Origin of the sequence: Paraburkholderia sp. BR13439, assembly GCF_040948805.1 — a bacterium.
In the GTDB taxonomy this organism is placed as follows: Bacteria; Pseudomonadota; Gammaproteobacteria; order Burkholderiales; family Burkholderiaceae; genus Paraburkholderia; species Paraburkholderia youngii.
This window is the reverse complement of the sequence record NZ_JBFPKN010000019.1, coordinates 117,632-131,715: the sequence shown is the minus strand read 5'-3', so window position 1 is coordinate 131,715 and position 14,084 is coordinate 117,632. Positions and strand designations below refer to the sequence as shown.

Below are 14,084 nucleotides of genomic sequence, written 5' to 3'. Positions count from 1 at the left end.
ATGCGCACTAATGCTCCTGCCAATCCGGTACGGCGCGGTTCCCCCTGTGTCGGCGGCACTCTGACGGTGCCGCTCGACATTTGCCAATCGTTGCTGCGTTCAGGCCACGGGATTGCGTGACCCGACCGGCTGGTCTCAGGCGACCTTCTTGTCGAAGAACTGCTCGTTTTCCGTCGAACCATGCAGCGCGGTCGTCGATGCTTCGCGCTCGACCGTCTGCGTGACGGCGTCGAAGTAGCCGGTGCCGACTTCGCGCTGGTGCTTGACCGCGGTGAAGCCCTTTTCGGCCGCCGCGAATTCCGCCTGCTGCATTTCGACGAATGCGGTCATCTGGTTGCGCGCATAGCCGTACGCGAGGTTGAACATCGAGTAGTTCAGCGCGTGGAAGCCGGCCAGCGTGATGAACTGGAACTTGTAGCCCATTGCGCCGAGCTCGCGCTGGAACTTCGCGATCGTCGCGTCGTCGAGGTTCTTCTTCCAGTTGAACGACGGCGAGCAGTTGTACGACAGCAGCTGGTCCGGGTACTCCTTGTGGATCGCGTCGGCGAATTTCTTCGCGAACTCGAGGTCCGGCTTGCCGGTTTCGCACCAGATCATGTCGGCGTAAGGCGCGTACGCGAGGCCACGTGAGATCGCCTGTTCGAGGCCCGGCTTCGTGCGATAGAAGCCCTCGACGGTGCGCTCACCGGTCAGGAATGGGCGGTCGTTGTCGTCGATGTCCGAGGTCACGAGGTCGGCGGCTTCCGCGTCGGTGCGAGCGAGCAGCACGGTCGGCACGCCCGACACGTCGGCGGCCAGACGCGCGGCGGTCAGCTTCGCGACGGCTTCGCGGGTCGGCACGAGCACCTTGCCGCCCATGTGGCCGCACTTCTTGACCGAGGCGAGCTGGTCTTCGAAGTGCACGCCCGACGCGCCCGCTTCGATCATCGCCTTCATCAGTTCGAACGCGTTCAGCACGCCGCCGAAACCGGCTTCCGCGTCGGCCACGATCGGGGCGAAGTAATCGACGTAGCCTTCATCGCCCGGGTTCTTGCCTTCCGACCACTGGATCTGGTCGGCGCGCGTCAGCGTGTTGTTGATGCGCTTGACGACGAGCGGCACCGAGTTGGCCGGATACAGCGATTGGTCCGGGTACATTTCACCGGCGACGTTGGCATCGCCCGCGACCTGCCAGCCCGACAGATAGATCGCCTTCAGACCGGCCTTCACTTGCTGCATCGCCTGGTTGCCGGTGAGCGCGCCGAGCGAGTTGACGAACGGCTCGCTGTTCACTGCGGCCCACAGCTTTTCGGCGCCGCGCTTTGCGAGCGTGTGCTCGGGTTGCACCGAGCCGCGCAGACGCACCACGTCTTCGGCCGAGTACGTGCGCTTGACACCCTTCCAACGCGGGTCCGTTTCCCATTGTTGCCTGAGTTGCTGCACTTGCTGTTCGCGGGTCATTGTCATGATGTGCTCCTTCGATGCCAGTTATGGAGGATGGGTGACTCTGTCTTCTCGAAGCGTAGGGCCAGCAGAGGCGTTCTGTTTCGTGAAGTCTTATATAAGAGTCTAGGCAAATCGATGGACGCACAATAGACGCCCCAAAGCGTTTTTCCAATATTTATTTTTTCATGAAATCAATAGGTTAAATCCTACGTTTCGCGATGAGAAACGATATTTTCCCTGTTGCAATAGTCCTTCTTGTGCTTTGCAGCAAGATTTTTTACGACGCAAAAAATTTTTTTACATCGTGAAATTTGGGGCGGGCAGTCGATAGGCGAAAAAAAACCGGCGCCTGAGCGCCGGTTTCTTCTGATGCCACGGTCGGCGCGAAGCCGTCCGCGGGTCTGATGGCTAGCGATTAGCTGCCGCGACGTGCCGAACGGGGACCGTCGTTGCGGCGCGCGCCGTAACCGTCACGCGAACCGTAACCGTCGCGCGAACCATAGCCGTCACGCGAACCGCCGTGGCTTTCGCGCGAGCCGTAGCCGTCACGCGAACCGCCGGCCGACTTGTTGCCCCAGCCGCCGCCGTTGCTGTTGCCGTTGCCGTTGCCGTTGCGCGAGCCACCGTAGCCGCCCGGCTTGCCCGAGCCGCTGCCGAAGCGGCGGCCGTTACCGCCCGGACGACCGCGGCCACCGAATCCAGGACGGCCGTTGCCCGAAGGCGGCGCCTTGCGCGGCTCGAAGCCTTCGACGACGTTGACCGGCAGCGGCGTGCGCACGAAGCGCTCGATGCGCTTCAACGCGCCCTGTTCGGCGTGATGCACGAGGCTCACCGCGATACCCGAGCGGCCCGCGCGGCCGGTACGGCCGATACGGTGCACGTAGTCTTCGGCGAACTTCGGCAGGTCGTAGTTGAACACGTGCGTGATGCCCGGGATGTCGATACCGCGAGCGGCGACGTCGGTTGCAACCAGCACGCGCACGCGGCGCTCGCGCAGCGCGCGGATCGTGCGGTTACGCGCGCCTTGCGGCAGGTCGCCGTGCAGGGCGGCCGATTCGAAACCGGCGTCGGCCAGACGGCCTGCCAGCTGGTCGGCGTCCATCTTGGTTGCCGTGAAGACGATCGCCTGATCGAGGCCGTCGGCACGCAGCAGATGGTCGAGCAGACGGTCCTTGTGATCGCGGTCGTCGACGTAGTGGACGGTTTGCGAGATGTTGGTGCGCTGCTCCATGCGCTGGACGATCTCGATACGCTCCGGGTCCTTCAGCAGACGGCCGGTCAGCGAGCCGATCTTGCCGTCGAGCGTGGCCGAGAACAGCATGGTCTGACGCGTAGCCGGCGTCTCGGCGACGATCGTGTCGATGTCGTCGATGAAGCCCATGTCGAGCATGCGGTCGGCTTCGTCGAGCACGAGGATCTGCAGTTGCGACAGATCGATGCGGCCGCGCTCGAGGTGGTCGATCAGACGGCCCGGCGTCGCAACGAGGATTTCAGGGTTCTTCGCGAGCAGCATCAGCTGCTGGCCATAAGCGACGCCGCCGAGAATGCTGACGGTGCGCAGGCGCTTGAGGTGCTTGCCGTACGTCGCGGCGGCGGTCGTGACCTGCATCGCGAGTTCGCGGGTCGGCGTCAGCACCAGCATGGTCGGACGTGCGACAGGCTGCGGACGGCGGCCGCGGCCACCGTCGGCCGGGCGCGGTTCGCGCGGCTGGCTCGCCTGGGCCTTTTGCAGCTGCGCGAAACGCTCGATGGCGGGCAGCATGAAGGCGGCGGTCTTGCCCGAACCGGTCGGGCTCGAAACCAGCAGATCGCGGCCGGCGATACCAGCCGGCACAGCGCGTTGCTGCACCGGCGTGGGGTGCTCGTAGCCAGCGGCGGTCAGCGCGGAGACGACTTCCGCGGACAGGCCGAGCGACGCGAAGCTCGGCTTGGCGTCAGCCTGCGCGGCGGCAGGGGGAGCGGCGGGCGCGAGACCAAGTGCTTCGTCGGCGATGGCGTTCAACGGGCTGCTGGGGGTGTTGCTCAAAGTCATGTGAATCCTTGAAAACGATCCTGGGTGGTTCATCGGATGAAAAACGTCAACGCCAATCGGCATACCCAAGTCGTCGGATTCAGCGAGCAAAAAAGCAGCGAGCAAATCGAAAAACGGGGGCAACTCGCGACAATGAAGGCGAGTTTTTCGTTAGAAGCTGTATCGGATGCGACATGCCAACATGGCGGGTCGCCAGCCTGGGACTTGAGCCCGTAGTGGGCTAGGCAGAAGGGGACAGGTTCTAAACTGGATTGGAGCAAACGCTATGGGACGCTGCGCCGCGAGGACCGTTGGAAAAAACGGGCGAAGCAGTGAAGCGCAGGGGCATTATAGCGGCCTTTGCTGCACTGCGCCACCATTCAGGCAATTCCGACAGAAAAAAGCGCCGGAATGCAGTAGGGAAGTGAGATTGGCGCGCCGGAGACTCAGGCCGCGGCGCTGCTCTTCAGCGATTCGACGAGCTCGACGTATTGCTGCTTCGCAGCGTCCTGCGCGGTGCCCTTGAGCGCCGCCCAAGCTTCGTACTTGTATTTGCCGACGATGTCGGTGAAGCCCGGCTTGTCGCCGTGCACGTCGCCTTCGCTCGCCTGCTTGAAGAGCGCATACAGACGCAGCAGCGTCAGATTGCCCGGACGCTCGGGCAACTGCTTGACGTCCTGCTGGGCTTGTTCGAACTGGGAGTTGATATCGGTCATGGTGGTTTGGCCTGCGTGGCGGGATAGATGAGATCGGCTGAAAATCATAACAATTGACCGCCGCCGCAGGGCCGAGGGCTTATTCCAAACCGGGCGGCCGCGAAGGGGGGCAGCGTGGTCGCGCAAACCACCATTCACGCGCACCGCGCCGATTACAATACGGTCCATGACTCAAACAGTGCTCCTTGCAATCGATACATCGACCGAATTCTGTTCGGCGGCGCTCGTGTCCGCGTCCGTCGATGCCGCCGGTCAGCCCAACGCCGAACCGCGCGTCTGGGTTCGTCACGAACAAACCGGCGCGGTGTCCAGTACCCGCCTGCTGCCGGCGATCCGCGAACTGTTCGACGAAGCCGGCCTCACGTTGGCGGACTGCGACGCGATCGCGTTCGGCTCGGGTCCGGGTTCGTTCACCGGACTGCGTACGGCGACCGGTGTCGCCCAAGGCCTCGCGTTCGGCCTGAACCTGCCAGTCGTACCGATCGGCACGCTGCTCGCGTGCGCGGAGAGCGCCCGCCTGCGCGATCCGTCGACGACGCGCGTGCTGGCGGCGCTCGACGCGCGCATGGACGAAATCTACTGGGCCGACTACGCGTGGGACGACGCGCAACACGAATGGCGCACCGTTCACACGGCGTCGCTCGATGCGCCCGAGCGGATCGCGCTGCCCGACGTACCGTTCACACTCGCCGGCAACGCGGCAGCCGCGTTCGGCGAGCGATTGCCGGCGGTCGCGGCCGCGCAGCGCGTCGATGGCGAGGCGTTGCCGCATGCGTTACCGCTCGCGTACGCGGCGCTGCGCGCGTTTCATGCGGGTCGCACGGTACCAGCCGATCAGGCCGCGCCCGAGTACATCCGCGACAAGGTCGCGCAGACGACCGCCGAGCGCATGGCCGACAAAGCGGCGAAATCAGCCAAAGCGGCTCATAGCGCCGTGCAGTCCGCACAGAGTGCGCCCAACGGCGCGGCTGGCCAGCCGTCCCACGACGAGGCGCGCCCATGAGCGGCGTGCTGCTCACGGACCGCTACATGTCGCCGATGACCGAAAGCGACCTGGACGAAGTCGCCGCGATCGAGAAGCTAGCGTATGAGTTTCCGTGGAGTCGCGGCAACTTCGGCGACTCGCTGCGCAACGGCTATTTCGGCGTGTGTCTGCGTCACGTGACGGGCACTTTGATCGGCTATTGCGTGCTGATGCCGGTCGTGGATGAAATGCATCTGCTGAATCTTTGCGTCGCTCCGCAAGCGCAAGGCGCCGGCGCGGGCCTCGCGCTGCTGCGCGAGGCGGTGCGCATCACGCACGCGGAGAAGCTCGACGGGCTGCTGCTCGAGGTGCGGCCGTCGAATCATCGGGCAATCCGGTTGTACGAGCGCTTTGGCTTCGCATCGATCGGCCGGCGCAAAAATTATTATCCGGCGCGGCATCGCGCCCGGGAAGACGCGATCGTGATGCGTCTGTCGTTTGGCACGGAGGGCGAAGATGGCGCTGCATGAAACGGTGCTCGAAGAATTTGGACTCGCGCCGCTGTGGGTGCGTCGCGGACTCGCCGCGCGCGAGGCGGAGGCCGGGCAGGGTGATGCGTCGCAGTCGCTGGGGGAACACGCAAACGACGAGCGACGCGCGGAGCCGGCGCCGCAGACCGCGCGCGAAGCGCTGCGCGCAACCGCCGACGCGCAGCCGCAGCAAGCGCCGCGTGAACCCGCACCGCGCTTCGACGAAACCGCCGCGCGCCGCGAGACATCACAACCGCAACCGGACTTTTCAGCCCCGCCAACTTTCGACGCACCACCCGACGACGACTTCGCGTGGTTCGACGATCCAACGGCATCGGCCCCCGCCCCGGCCGAAGCACGCCGCGACGCGCCCGCGCTGCCGGCTATCCACACGCTCGACTGGGACGCGCTCGCCGAGCGCGTCGCCGGATGCGAGGCCTGCCGGCTGTGCGAGAAGCGCACGAACACGGTGTTCGGCGTTGGCGATCGCGAGGCCGACTGGATGCTGATCGGTGAGGCGCCCGGCGAGAACGAGGACCGTCAAGGCGAACCGTTCGTCGGCCAGGCCGGCAAGCTGCTCGACAACATGCTGCATTCGCTCGCGCTCGCGCGCGGCACCAACGTGTATATCGCGAACGTGATCAAGTGCCGGCCGCCTGGCAACCGCAATCCGCAGCCGGATGAGGTCGCGCGTTGCGAACCTTATCTGCAACGCCAGGTGTCGCTCGTGAAGCCGAAGCTGATCGTCGCGCTCGGCCGGTTCGCCGCGCAAAGTCTGCTGAAGACCGAGGCGAGCATTTCGTCGCTGCGCGGCCGCGTGCATACGTACGAGGGTGTACCGGTGATCGTCACCTATCATCCGGCCTATCTGCTGCGTAGCCTGCCCGACAAGGCCAAGGCATGGACGGACCTGTGCCTTGCGCGCGCCACGTGGCTCGCGAACGGCGGCGCGCCGTCGAACGAATCAAAGTGACGATCCCCGAGGGACCGGCGGCGCGCATGTCCGCCGCGTCTGTCAGCCGCGCGGCGCTTCTAGATACGTTGCTGGGTTTGCGTGACGATGCTTCAGTCGATGCGCTGCGCGATCCCGCCGTCCGCGATCTCGCCTGGCTGCTGCTGAGTCCCGATCTGTTGCGCCCTCAGCCTCCCGCGGGCGCGCTCGCCGATCCATTCGACACACCGCAGGAATTGCAGGCCACGCTCGACTGGCTGCACGCGCTCGATGCCACTCCAGAACCTCTGCATCAGGATCTCGCGGCAACGCGCATCACGCGTCTTGGCCGCTACGCCGAACGCCTGCTGGGCTTTTTCCTTCGTCATGGGCCGGGCACGCAACTTATCGCAGCGGGTGTGCCGCTACGGCACGCGGGCCGCACGCTCGGTGAATGCGATTTCCTCGTGCGCACACGCGAGGGCGCGCGACTGCATTGGGAACTCGCGGTGAAGTGCTATCTGCATGCGGGCGATCCGAATGGGGCAGAGGGGGTGCGTCTCGCCGATTATGTCGGCCCCAATCTGAAGGACCGCTTCGACCTGAAGCTCGCGCATCTGCTCGATCATCAGTTGCCGCTCAGCGCACGCGAGGAATTTGCAACGACGGGCTATACGGGCGCGTGGACGCCGCAGATGTTCGTCAAAGGCTGGCTGTTTTACCGGCATGGCGCCACGCCCACCGATTCTGCCGAACTCGATCCCGCGCATGGCCGCGGCTGGTGGGTTACGCATCGCGACTGGCCGGCTTTCGAGTGCGCGCACACGCACAAGTGGCGGCTGTTGCCGCGGCTCGAATGGCTCGCGCCGCAGTATCGAATGCAAGCCGGCGCGGACGACTCGAGCTATGTCGACGCAACCGCGCTCGCCGCTCGAATCTCACCGCAATACGGCCCGACGATGGTTGCCGGATTCATCGAAGACAACACGGGACGTCTGCTCGAGCGCTCGCGCGGCTTTATCGTGCCCGACGACTGGCCCGAGCACGCGCGGCGTTACGCGAAGCAATAGCGTCGCTCACCACCACCGATGAAAGTGATGCACCGGCCCCACGCCGTGGCCGACGTCGAGCCGCTCGCTCGCCTGCAGCGCACCGGTTAGATAAACCTTGGCATCGGCCACGGCGCTAGCGAGATCGTCGCGCTGCGGAATCAACGCCGCGATCGCCGACGACAACGTGCAGCCAGTTCCATGCGTGTTCTTCACCGGCACGCGCGGACCGCCGAGACGCAGCGTGCCGCTTTCCTGCACGAGCCAGTCGGGGCTATCGGTCGCGCTCAGATGGCCGCCCTTCATCAGCACCGCGCGCGCGCCGAGCCCACGCAGCGCTTCGCCTTGCTCGACCATGCCGGCTTCGCCGGTGGCGGGCTGCGTGCCGAGCAACGCGGCCGCTTCCGGCAGATTCGGCGTCAGCAGATCGGCGAGCGGCAGCAGTTCGTCGCGAACCACCGCGACCGCATCGGGCAGCAATAGCGCGTGATTGCTCTTCGAGATCATCACCGTGTCGAGCACGATGTGTTTGGGCCGGTGACGGCGCAGCGCGTCGGCAACCGCGCGCGCGATCGGCGCGTTCGCGAGCATGCCGATCTTCACCGCGTCGATGCGGATGTCGTCGAACACCGCGTCGAGTTGCGCGGTGATGAACCCCGGGTCCGGCGCGTGGATCGCGGTCACGCCGCGCGTGTTCTGCGCGGTCAGCGCGGTGATCACGCTCGCGCCATAGGCGCGGAGCGCGGAGAAGGCCTTCAGATCGGCCTGGATGCCGGCGCCGCCGCCGGAATCGGAACCGGCGATCGTCAGCACATTGGGAATCGTTTGAGTCATGGTCGAGCGAGGAAGAAGAAGAAGGGCGCGCTCGTGCGTGTCGCGGCCGGCCCGGCGCGGTTGATCAGTGCTTGGCTTCGCCGATCAGCGCGACCGAATCGAACGCGCGCTGGTTCGCCTGGTGGCGTCGCATGACGAGCCACATCATCACGCACACGAAGGTGCCGAACAGCACGATCACGACGGTAACCGGCACGTCGAGCCACACGAGCACCGCGTACAGGCACAGCATCACGAGCACGGACAGATTCTCGTTGAAGTTCTGCACGGCGATCGAATGGCCTGCCGACAGCAGCACGTGCCCGCGATGCTGCAGCAGCGCATTCATCGGCACGACGAAAAAGCCCGACAGGCCGCCCACGAACATCAGGAAGATATACGCGAAGATCAGGTAGCCCGACACGTGCATGCGGCCAAAATAAATGCCCCAGTGCGGGGGAAACAGATCGCGCGTATAAAACGCCATCAGCATCACGGAGATACCCATCATGATGCCGACCGGCAAGACCGACAGCGACTTCTTCAACGGCACACGCGAAGCCGCAAAAATCGCGCCGCCCGCGACGCCCACCGCGACCACCGCCTGCAGGATCGCCGCCTCGGACAGCGACATGCCCAACGACACCTCGGCCCATTTCAGCACGATGAATTGCAGCGTCGCGCCCGCGCCCCAGAACAACGTCGTCACAGCGAGCGAAATCTGTCCGAGCTTGTCACGCCACAGCACGAGAAAGCAGTCGGCGAAATCGGTGATCAGACGGATCGGACCGTGTTCCTGGCGCGGATAGCGCGCGCCGGTGTCGGGAATGCGCAGATTGAATAGCGCGGCGACCACGTAAATGCCCATGATCACGAGCATCGCGGCTTCCGCAGGCGTGTTCACGGTGGGGACGTGCCATTTGAGAATCGGCGCGGCGATGTGCGGGCTGATCAGCGCGCCGCCGAGGACCGTGCCGAGAATGATGGAGCCGACCGTGGTGCCTTCGATCCAGCCGTTCGCGGCGACCAGCCGGTCAGGCGGCAACAGTTCGGTGAGAATGCCGTATTTGGCGGGCGAGTAGGCCGCCGCGCCGAAGCCGACGATGCCGTACGCAATCAGCGGATGCGCGCCGACCAGCATCGTGATGCAGCCGACCACCTTGATCGTATTGGTGATGAACATCACGCGTCCTTTCGGACGGGAGTCGGCGAATGCGCCGACGAAGGCGGCAAGAACGACGTACGACAGCACAAAAAACAGCTTGAGCAGCGGCGTCATCCAGTTCGGAGCGTGAAGATCTTTCAGCAGTGCGATAGCAGCGATCAGAAGCGCATTGTCGGCCAGCGACGAAAAAAACTGCGCGGCCATGATGGTGTAAAAGCCTTTTTTCATCTGATGCGATGCTGTCCTCGCTGCGGTCCGTCCGCCCCGGCCGTTTGTTATGCGTCCGGGCTTATGCCGATCGAAATGGGTTGTGCGCACGGCTTTATATCATGAAAATAGATGGATTCAGACTAGCAGAATCCTTGATCGCACCGCCCAGCGGGCCGCAGAGCGCTGAAAACGCCTTGTAAGCCGCTGATTCGCAAGTGTCTTTTCGAAAAAATCCCATGCCGCGCCCCCTTTCCGCCACGATTCATACCGCTGCTCTCGCCAATAACCTCGCAGTCGCGCGGCGCTATGCGCCGAAATCGAAAATCTGGGCCGTCGTCAAGGCTAATGCCTACGGGCATGGCCTCGCGCGCGTGTTTCCCGGATTGCGCGCGACGGACGGCTTTGGGTTGCTGGACCTCGAAGAAGCGGTGAAGTTGCGTGAATTGGGCTGGGCAGGCCCAATTCTTCTGCTGGAAGGCTTTTTTCGGCCGACCGACATCGACGTAATCGACCGCTACAGCTTGACCACGGCGCTGCATTGTGACGAGCAGCTGCGCATGCTCGAAATGGCGCGCCTGTCGAAACCGGTCAATATTCAGTTGAAGATGAACACCGGCATGAACCGGCTCGGCTATACGGTCGAAAAATTCCGTGCCGCATGGGAACGCGCGCGCGCCTGCCCAGGGGTCGGCCAGATCACGTTGATGACGCATTTTTCGGATGCCGATGGCGAGCGCGGCATTGCTCATCAGATGGAGGCGTTCGAGCGCGGCGCGCAGGGCATCGCCGGTGCGCGCAGCCTGTCGAATTCGGCCGCGACGCTGTGGCATCCAGAAGCGCATTTCGACTGGGTGCGTCCCGGCATCATCCTGTACGGCGCGTCGCCGTCCGGCGTGACGGCCGCGATCGACGGCACCGGCCTGCAGGCCGCGATGACGCTCGCGTCGGAACTGATCGCCGTGCAAACGCTCGCCGAAGGCAGTTCGGTCGGCTACGGGTCCACGTTCACCGCGCGCGGGCCGATGCGCATCGGCGTGGTTGCGTGCGGTTACGCGGATGGCTATCCGCGCGTCGCGCCGGAAGGCACGCCGGTGATCGTCGATGGCGTGCGCACGCGGATCGTTGGACGTGTGTCGATGGACATGCTGACCGTCGACCTGACCCCGGTGCCGACCGCCAACGTCGGCTCGCGCGTGGAACTGTGGGGTACCGCGCTGCCCATCGACGACGTCGCGCAAGCCTGCGGCACGATCGGCTACGAGCTGATGTGCGCGGTCGCGCCGCGTGTGCCGGTTCGGGCGGAGTAACGCGTGGCGAAAGCGAAGACGTTGTACATCTGCGGCGAATGCGGCGGACAGTCGCCGAAGTGGTCCGGTCAATGCCCGTCCTGCCAGGCGTGGAACACGCTCGTCGAATCGGTCGCCGAGGCGCCGTCCGGTCACCGTTTCCAGTCGCTTGCGAAGAGCACACCAGTGCGGCGCCTCGCCGACATCGACGCGTCGGACGTACCGCGCTTTTCCACCGGCGTCAGCGAATTCGACCGCGTGCTCGGCGGCGGCCTCGTGCCGGGCGGCGTGGTGCTGATTGGCGGCGATCCGGGCATCGGTAAATCGACGCTGCTGTTGCAGTCGCTCGCGGAAATCGCCGCGGACAAGCGCGCGCTCTATATCAGCGGCGAAGAATCGGGCGCGCAGATCGCGTTGCGCGCGCAACGGCTCGCACTGCTCGAACCTGGCTCGAAGGCGAGCGAACTACAATTGCTCGCGGAAATCCAGCTCGAGAAAATTCAGGCGACGATCACCGAGCAACGGCCCGAAGTCGCCGTGATCGATTCGATCCAGACCGTCTATTCGGATGCTTTGACATCGGCGCCAGGCTCGGTTGCGCAAGTGCGCGAGTGCGCCGCGCAACTCACGCGCATCGCCAAGCAGTCGGGCACCACGATCATCATGGTCGGGCACGTGACGAAAGAGGGCGCGCTTGCTGGGCCGCGCGTGCTCGAACATATCGTCGATACGGTGCTGTATTTCGAAGGGGATACGCACTCGTCGTACCGTCTCGTGCGCGCGATCAAGAACCGCTTCGGCGCGGTCAACGAGCTCGGCGTGTTCGCGATGACCGAGCGTGGTTTGCGCGGCGTCGCGAATCCGTCGGCATTGTTTTTGTCGCAGCACGAACAGTCGGTGCCGGGGTCCTGCGTGCTCGTCACGCAGGAGGGCACGCGGCCGTTGCTTGTCGAAGTGCAGGCGCTCGTCGATTCGGCCAACGCGCCGAATCCGCGCCGCCTCGCGGTCGGCCTCGAACAGAACCGGCTCGCGATGCTGCTCGCGGTGCTGCATCGGCACGCGGGCATCGCCTGTTTCGATCAGGACGTGTTCCTGAACGCGGTGGGCGGCGTGAAGATCTCCGAGCCCGCCGCAGACCTCTCGGTACTGCTCGCGATTCATTCGTCGATGCGCAACAAGCCGCTGCCGAAAGGGCTCGTCGTGTTCGGCGAAGTCGGCCTCGCCGGCGAAATCCGGCCGTCGCCGCGCGGTCAGGAACGCCTGAAGGAAGCGGCCAAGCTCGGCTTCTCGGTGGCGGTGATTCCGAAGGCCAATGCACCGAAACAGCCGATCGAAGGCTTACAGGTCGTTGCGGTCGAACGGATCGAACAGGCCATCGACCGCGTCCGCACGCTCGAATAGACGGGGGCGGGGACGGCTCGCCGGTACTTTGTGCGCTTGCGGTCCGTAATGCCCTGTAAATATCGCCATATTGGCTGTAACCTGGCCGCCATGCCTTTTTCCTAAGCTGTAACGATATGCATCCCTTCTGATGCTCGAAAAAGGATCGCGCTTTGAAACAGTCACATGAAACCGCTGCCGACCACCACATCCAGGTGCGCGGCTGCCGGGTCTCCGCACCGATTCATCAGCCTTGGGGCGGCGCTTGCCGAATCGTCGAGTGGATCGACACCGCCGGGCAGATCTCGCGGCGGGTGGTGGCCGAAGACGTGACAGCCGCCGAAGTGCGCGCCACGATCAGCCGCCATGTGGAAGGTCGCAAGCACTTGCTGTACGACGACGAGAAATCGCCGCGTCAAACGTTGCCGCGACAGACGGCGACGCGGCGTTGACGGTGGCGGTTCAGGCCCCGTCGTCGTCTGAGTCGGCGGCGCTCGCGGCCACCGCCGCATACGCGTGCGGATTGAACAGCGGATGCTGCGCCGCTTCAGCGGGCGTGAGCACCGGCGACACGCAGCAATCGAGCGATTCCAACGATTCCACCCATTCGCCGAGCGTGCGCGTCGCGATCACCTCAGCGAGTTCCCGGATGAGCGCCAAGGCATCGGGACCGCCGATCGCCTGCCCCAGGCTCCAGTGACGCGTCGCCCATTCGGGCCGGTCGAGCGCCATGCACAGCGTTTCCCAGAACTTCAATTCGAGCGCGCCGACCGCGAGCCAGCGCTCATCGCTCGTGCGGTACAGGTTGTAGCAGGGCACGCCGCCATTCAACAGACCACTGCCCGCGGCGGGCGCCGCCCCTTCGTTGAGCAGCGAGACCTGCGCGACGAAGTTGTGCGCATAGCTCGTGTGCGTCATCGATACATCGACGAAGCGGCCCGCGCCGCCTCGCGCGACATGCCAGAGCGCGGCGAGAATCTGCGTGACCGCGCTCAAGGCGCCACCGAGCAGATCGGCGATCTGGAAGTTCGGCAGGATCGGCGCACCGTCGCGGCTTGCCAGTTGATCGAGCACGCCCGCATAGCCGATGTAGTTCAGGTCGTGACCGGCATGGTCCGCAAATGGACCGCTTGCGCCATATCCGCTGATCGCGCAATAGACGAGCCGCGGATTGGCTGCGCTGAGCGTCGCGTAACCCAGGCCGAGTCGCTCCATCACGCCGGGCCGGAAGCTCTCGATCAGCACGTCGGCTTCGGCCGCGAGCGCGCGCAGCACGTTGCGTCCCGCTTCGGATTTGAGGTCGAGGCGCGTCTCGCGCTTGCCGCGATTGACCATCCGGTAAAACGCACCGGGCCGGCCCGCGACACGATCGCTCGACGATTGCATCATCGTGCGCGTCGGGTCGCCCGCGCCGGGCGCCTCGATCTTCAGCACATCGGCGCCGAGCTCGGCGAGACGCAGCGCGGCCGCCGGCCCCGGCAAGAGGCGCGTGAGGTCGAGCACGCGGAGTCCTTGCAACGGTGGCGGCACCTCGGTTGCCGTTGCAGCTGCGGGTCCAGACACCGATGACGCGGACGACGAGTTCGCAAATGACAAAGCCAAGC

General features: G+C 64.9%; 13 protein-coding genes. 7 read left to right on the top strand and 6 right to left on the bottom strand.

Annotated features, from left to right (window positions below; all coding sequences use genetic code 11):
* Positions 1–135 precede the first annotated feature (135 nt).
* The 3 genes from aceA to AB3X96_RS30950 form a co-directional block, all read right to left on the bottom strand.
* Positions 136–1,440, bottom strand: a complete 1,305-nt coding sequence (gene aceA, locus AB3X96_RS30960) for an isocitrate lyase (RefSeq protein WP_368592712.1) — start codon at positions 1,438–1,440, stop codon at positions 136–138.
* A 400-nt stretch (positions 1,441–1,840) separates the two neighbouring features.
* Positions 1,841–3,457 (bottom strand): DEAD/DEAH box helicase, encoded by a 1,617-nt coding sequence (locus AB3X96_RS30955; protein WP_368592685.1) that lies wholly within the window; start codon positions 3,455–3,457, stop codon positions 1,841–1,843.
* Positions 3,458–3,882: 425 nt separating this feature from the next.
* Positions 3,883–4,152, bottom strand: coding sequence for an acyl-CoA-binding protein (locus tag AB3X96_RS30950; protein ID WP_368592684.1), 270 nt, complete (start codon positions 4,150–4,152; stop codon positions 3,883–3,885).
* Between the two features lie 166 nt (positions 4,153–4,318).
* Between AB3X96_RS30950 and tsaB the strand changes: the two genes are divergently transcribed.
* From tsaB to AB3X96_RS30930, 4 genes are read left to right on the top strand one after another with little or no spacing between them, the layout of a single operon-like run.
* Positions 4,319–5,155, top strand: a complete 837-nt coding sequence (tsaB, locus tag AB3X96_RS30945) for a tRNA (adenosine(37)-N6)-threonylcarbamoyltransferase complex dimerization subunit type 1 TsaB (RefSeq protein ID WP_368592683.1) — start codon at positions 4,319–4,321, stop codon at positions 5,153–5,155.
* Positions 5,152–5,646 (top strand): ribosomal protein S18-alanine N-acetyltransferase, encoded by a 495-nt coding sequence (gene rimI, locus AB3X96_RS30940; protein ID WP_176124953.1) that lies wholly within the window; start codon positions 5,152–5,154, stop codon positions 5,644–5,646. The genes tsaB and rimI overlap by 4 nt, the downstream gene beginning before the upstream one ends.
* Positions 5,633–6,619 (top strand): uracil-DNA glycosylase family protein, encoded by a 987-nt coding sequence (locus AB3X96_RS30935; protein ID WP_368592682.1) that lies wholly within the window; start codon positions 5,633–5,635, stop codon positions 6,617–6,619. Before rimI ends, AB3X96_RS30935 begins: the two co-directional genes overlap by 14 nt.
* 26 nt (positions 6,620–6,645) lie before the next feature.
* Positions 6,646–7,647 carry a DUF1853 family protein gene (locus tag AB3X96_RS30930; RefSeq protein ID WP_368592681.1) on the top strand — a complete coding sequence of 334 codons (1,002 nt, stop codon included), beginning with the start codon at positions 6,646–6,648 and terminating at the stop codon, positions 7,645–7,647.
* Between the two features lie 6 nt (positions 7,648–7,653).
* Here the strand turns inward: AB3X96_RS30930 and thiD are convergent, their stop codons facing one another.
* Positions 7,654–8,460: a bifunctional hydroxymethylpyrimidine kinase/phosphomethylpyrimidine kinase gene (gene thiD, locus AB3X96_RS30925; protein ID WP_368592680.1), complete on the bottom strand. Its 807-nt coding sequence runs from the start codon at positions 8,458–8,460 to the stop codon at positions 7,654–7,656.
* Positions 8,461–8,524: 64 nt separating this feature from the next.
* Positions 8,525–9,832, bottom strand: a complete 1,308-nt coding sequence (gene lplT, locus AB3X96_RS30920) for a lysophospholipid transporter LplT (protein WP_176108269.1) — start codon at positions 9,830–9,832, stop codon at positions 8,525–8,527.
* 218 nt (positions 9,833–10,050) lie between these two features.
* Between lplT and alr the strand changes: the two genes are divergently transcribed.
* The 3 genes from alr (at position 10,051) to AB3X96_RS30905 (ending at position 12,932) form a co-directional block, all read left to right on the top strand.
* The gene (alr, locus tag AB3X96_RS30915) at positions 10,051–11,121 is read left to right on the top strand and encodes an alanine racemase (RefSeq protein ID WP_368592679.1); all 1,071 of its coding nucleotides are present in this window, start codon (positions 10,051–10,053) and stop codon (positions 11,119–11,121) included.
* Between the two features lie 3 nt (positions 11,122–11,124).
* The gene (radA, locus tag AB3X96_RS30910) at positions 11,125–12,501 is read left to right on the top strand and encodes a DNA repair protein RadA (RefSeq protein ID WP_013089722.1); all 1,377 of its coding nucleotides are present in this window, start codon (positions 11,125–11,127) and stop codon (positions 12,499–12,501) included.
* A gap of 152 nt (positions 12,502–12,653) precedes the next feature.
* Positions 12,654–12,932, top strand: coding sequence for a DUF2866 domain-containing protein (locus AB3X96_RS30905; protein WP_129961107.1), 279 nt, complete (start codon positions 12,654–12,656; stop codon positions 12,930–12,932).
* Positions 12,933–12,942: 10 nt separating this feature from the next.
* On the opposite strand, the gene AB3X96_RS30900 is transcribed toward AB3X96_RS30905, so the two are convergent.
* Positions 12,943–13,998, bottom strand: a complete 1,056-nt coding sequence (locus AB3X96_RS30900; RefSeq protein WP_176379204.1) for a CaiB/BaiF CoA-transferase family protein — start codon at positions 13,996–13,998, stop codon at positions 12,943–12,945.
* Positions 13,999–14,084: the final 86 nt, after the last annotated feature.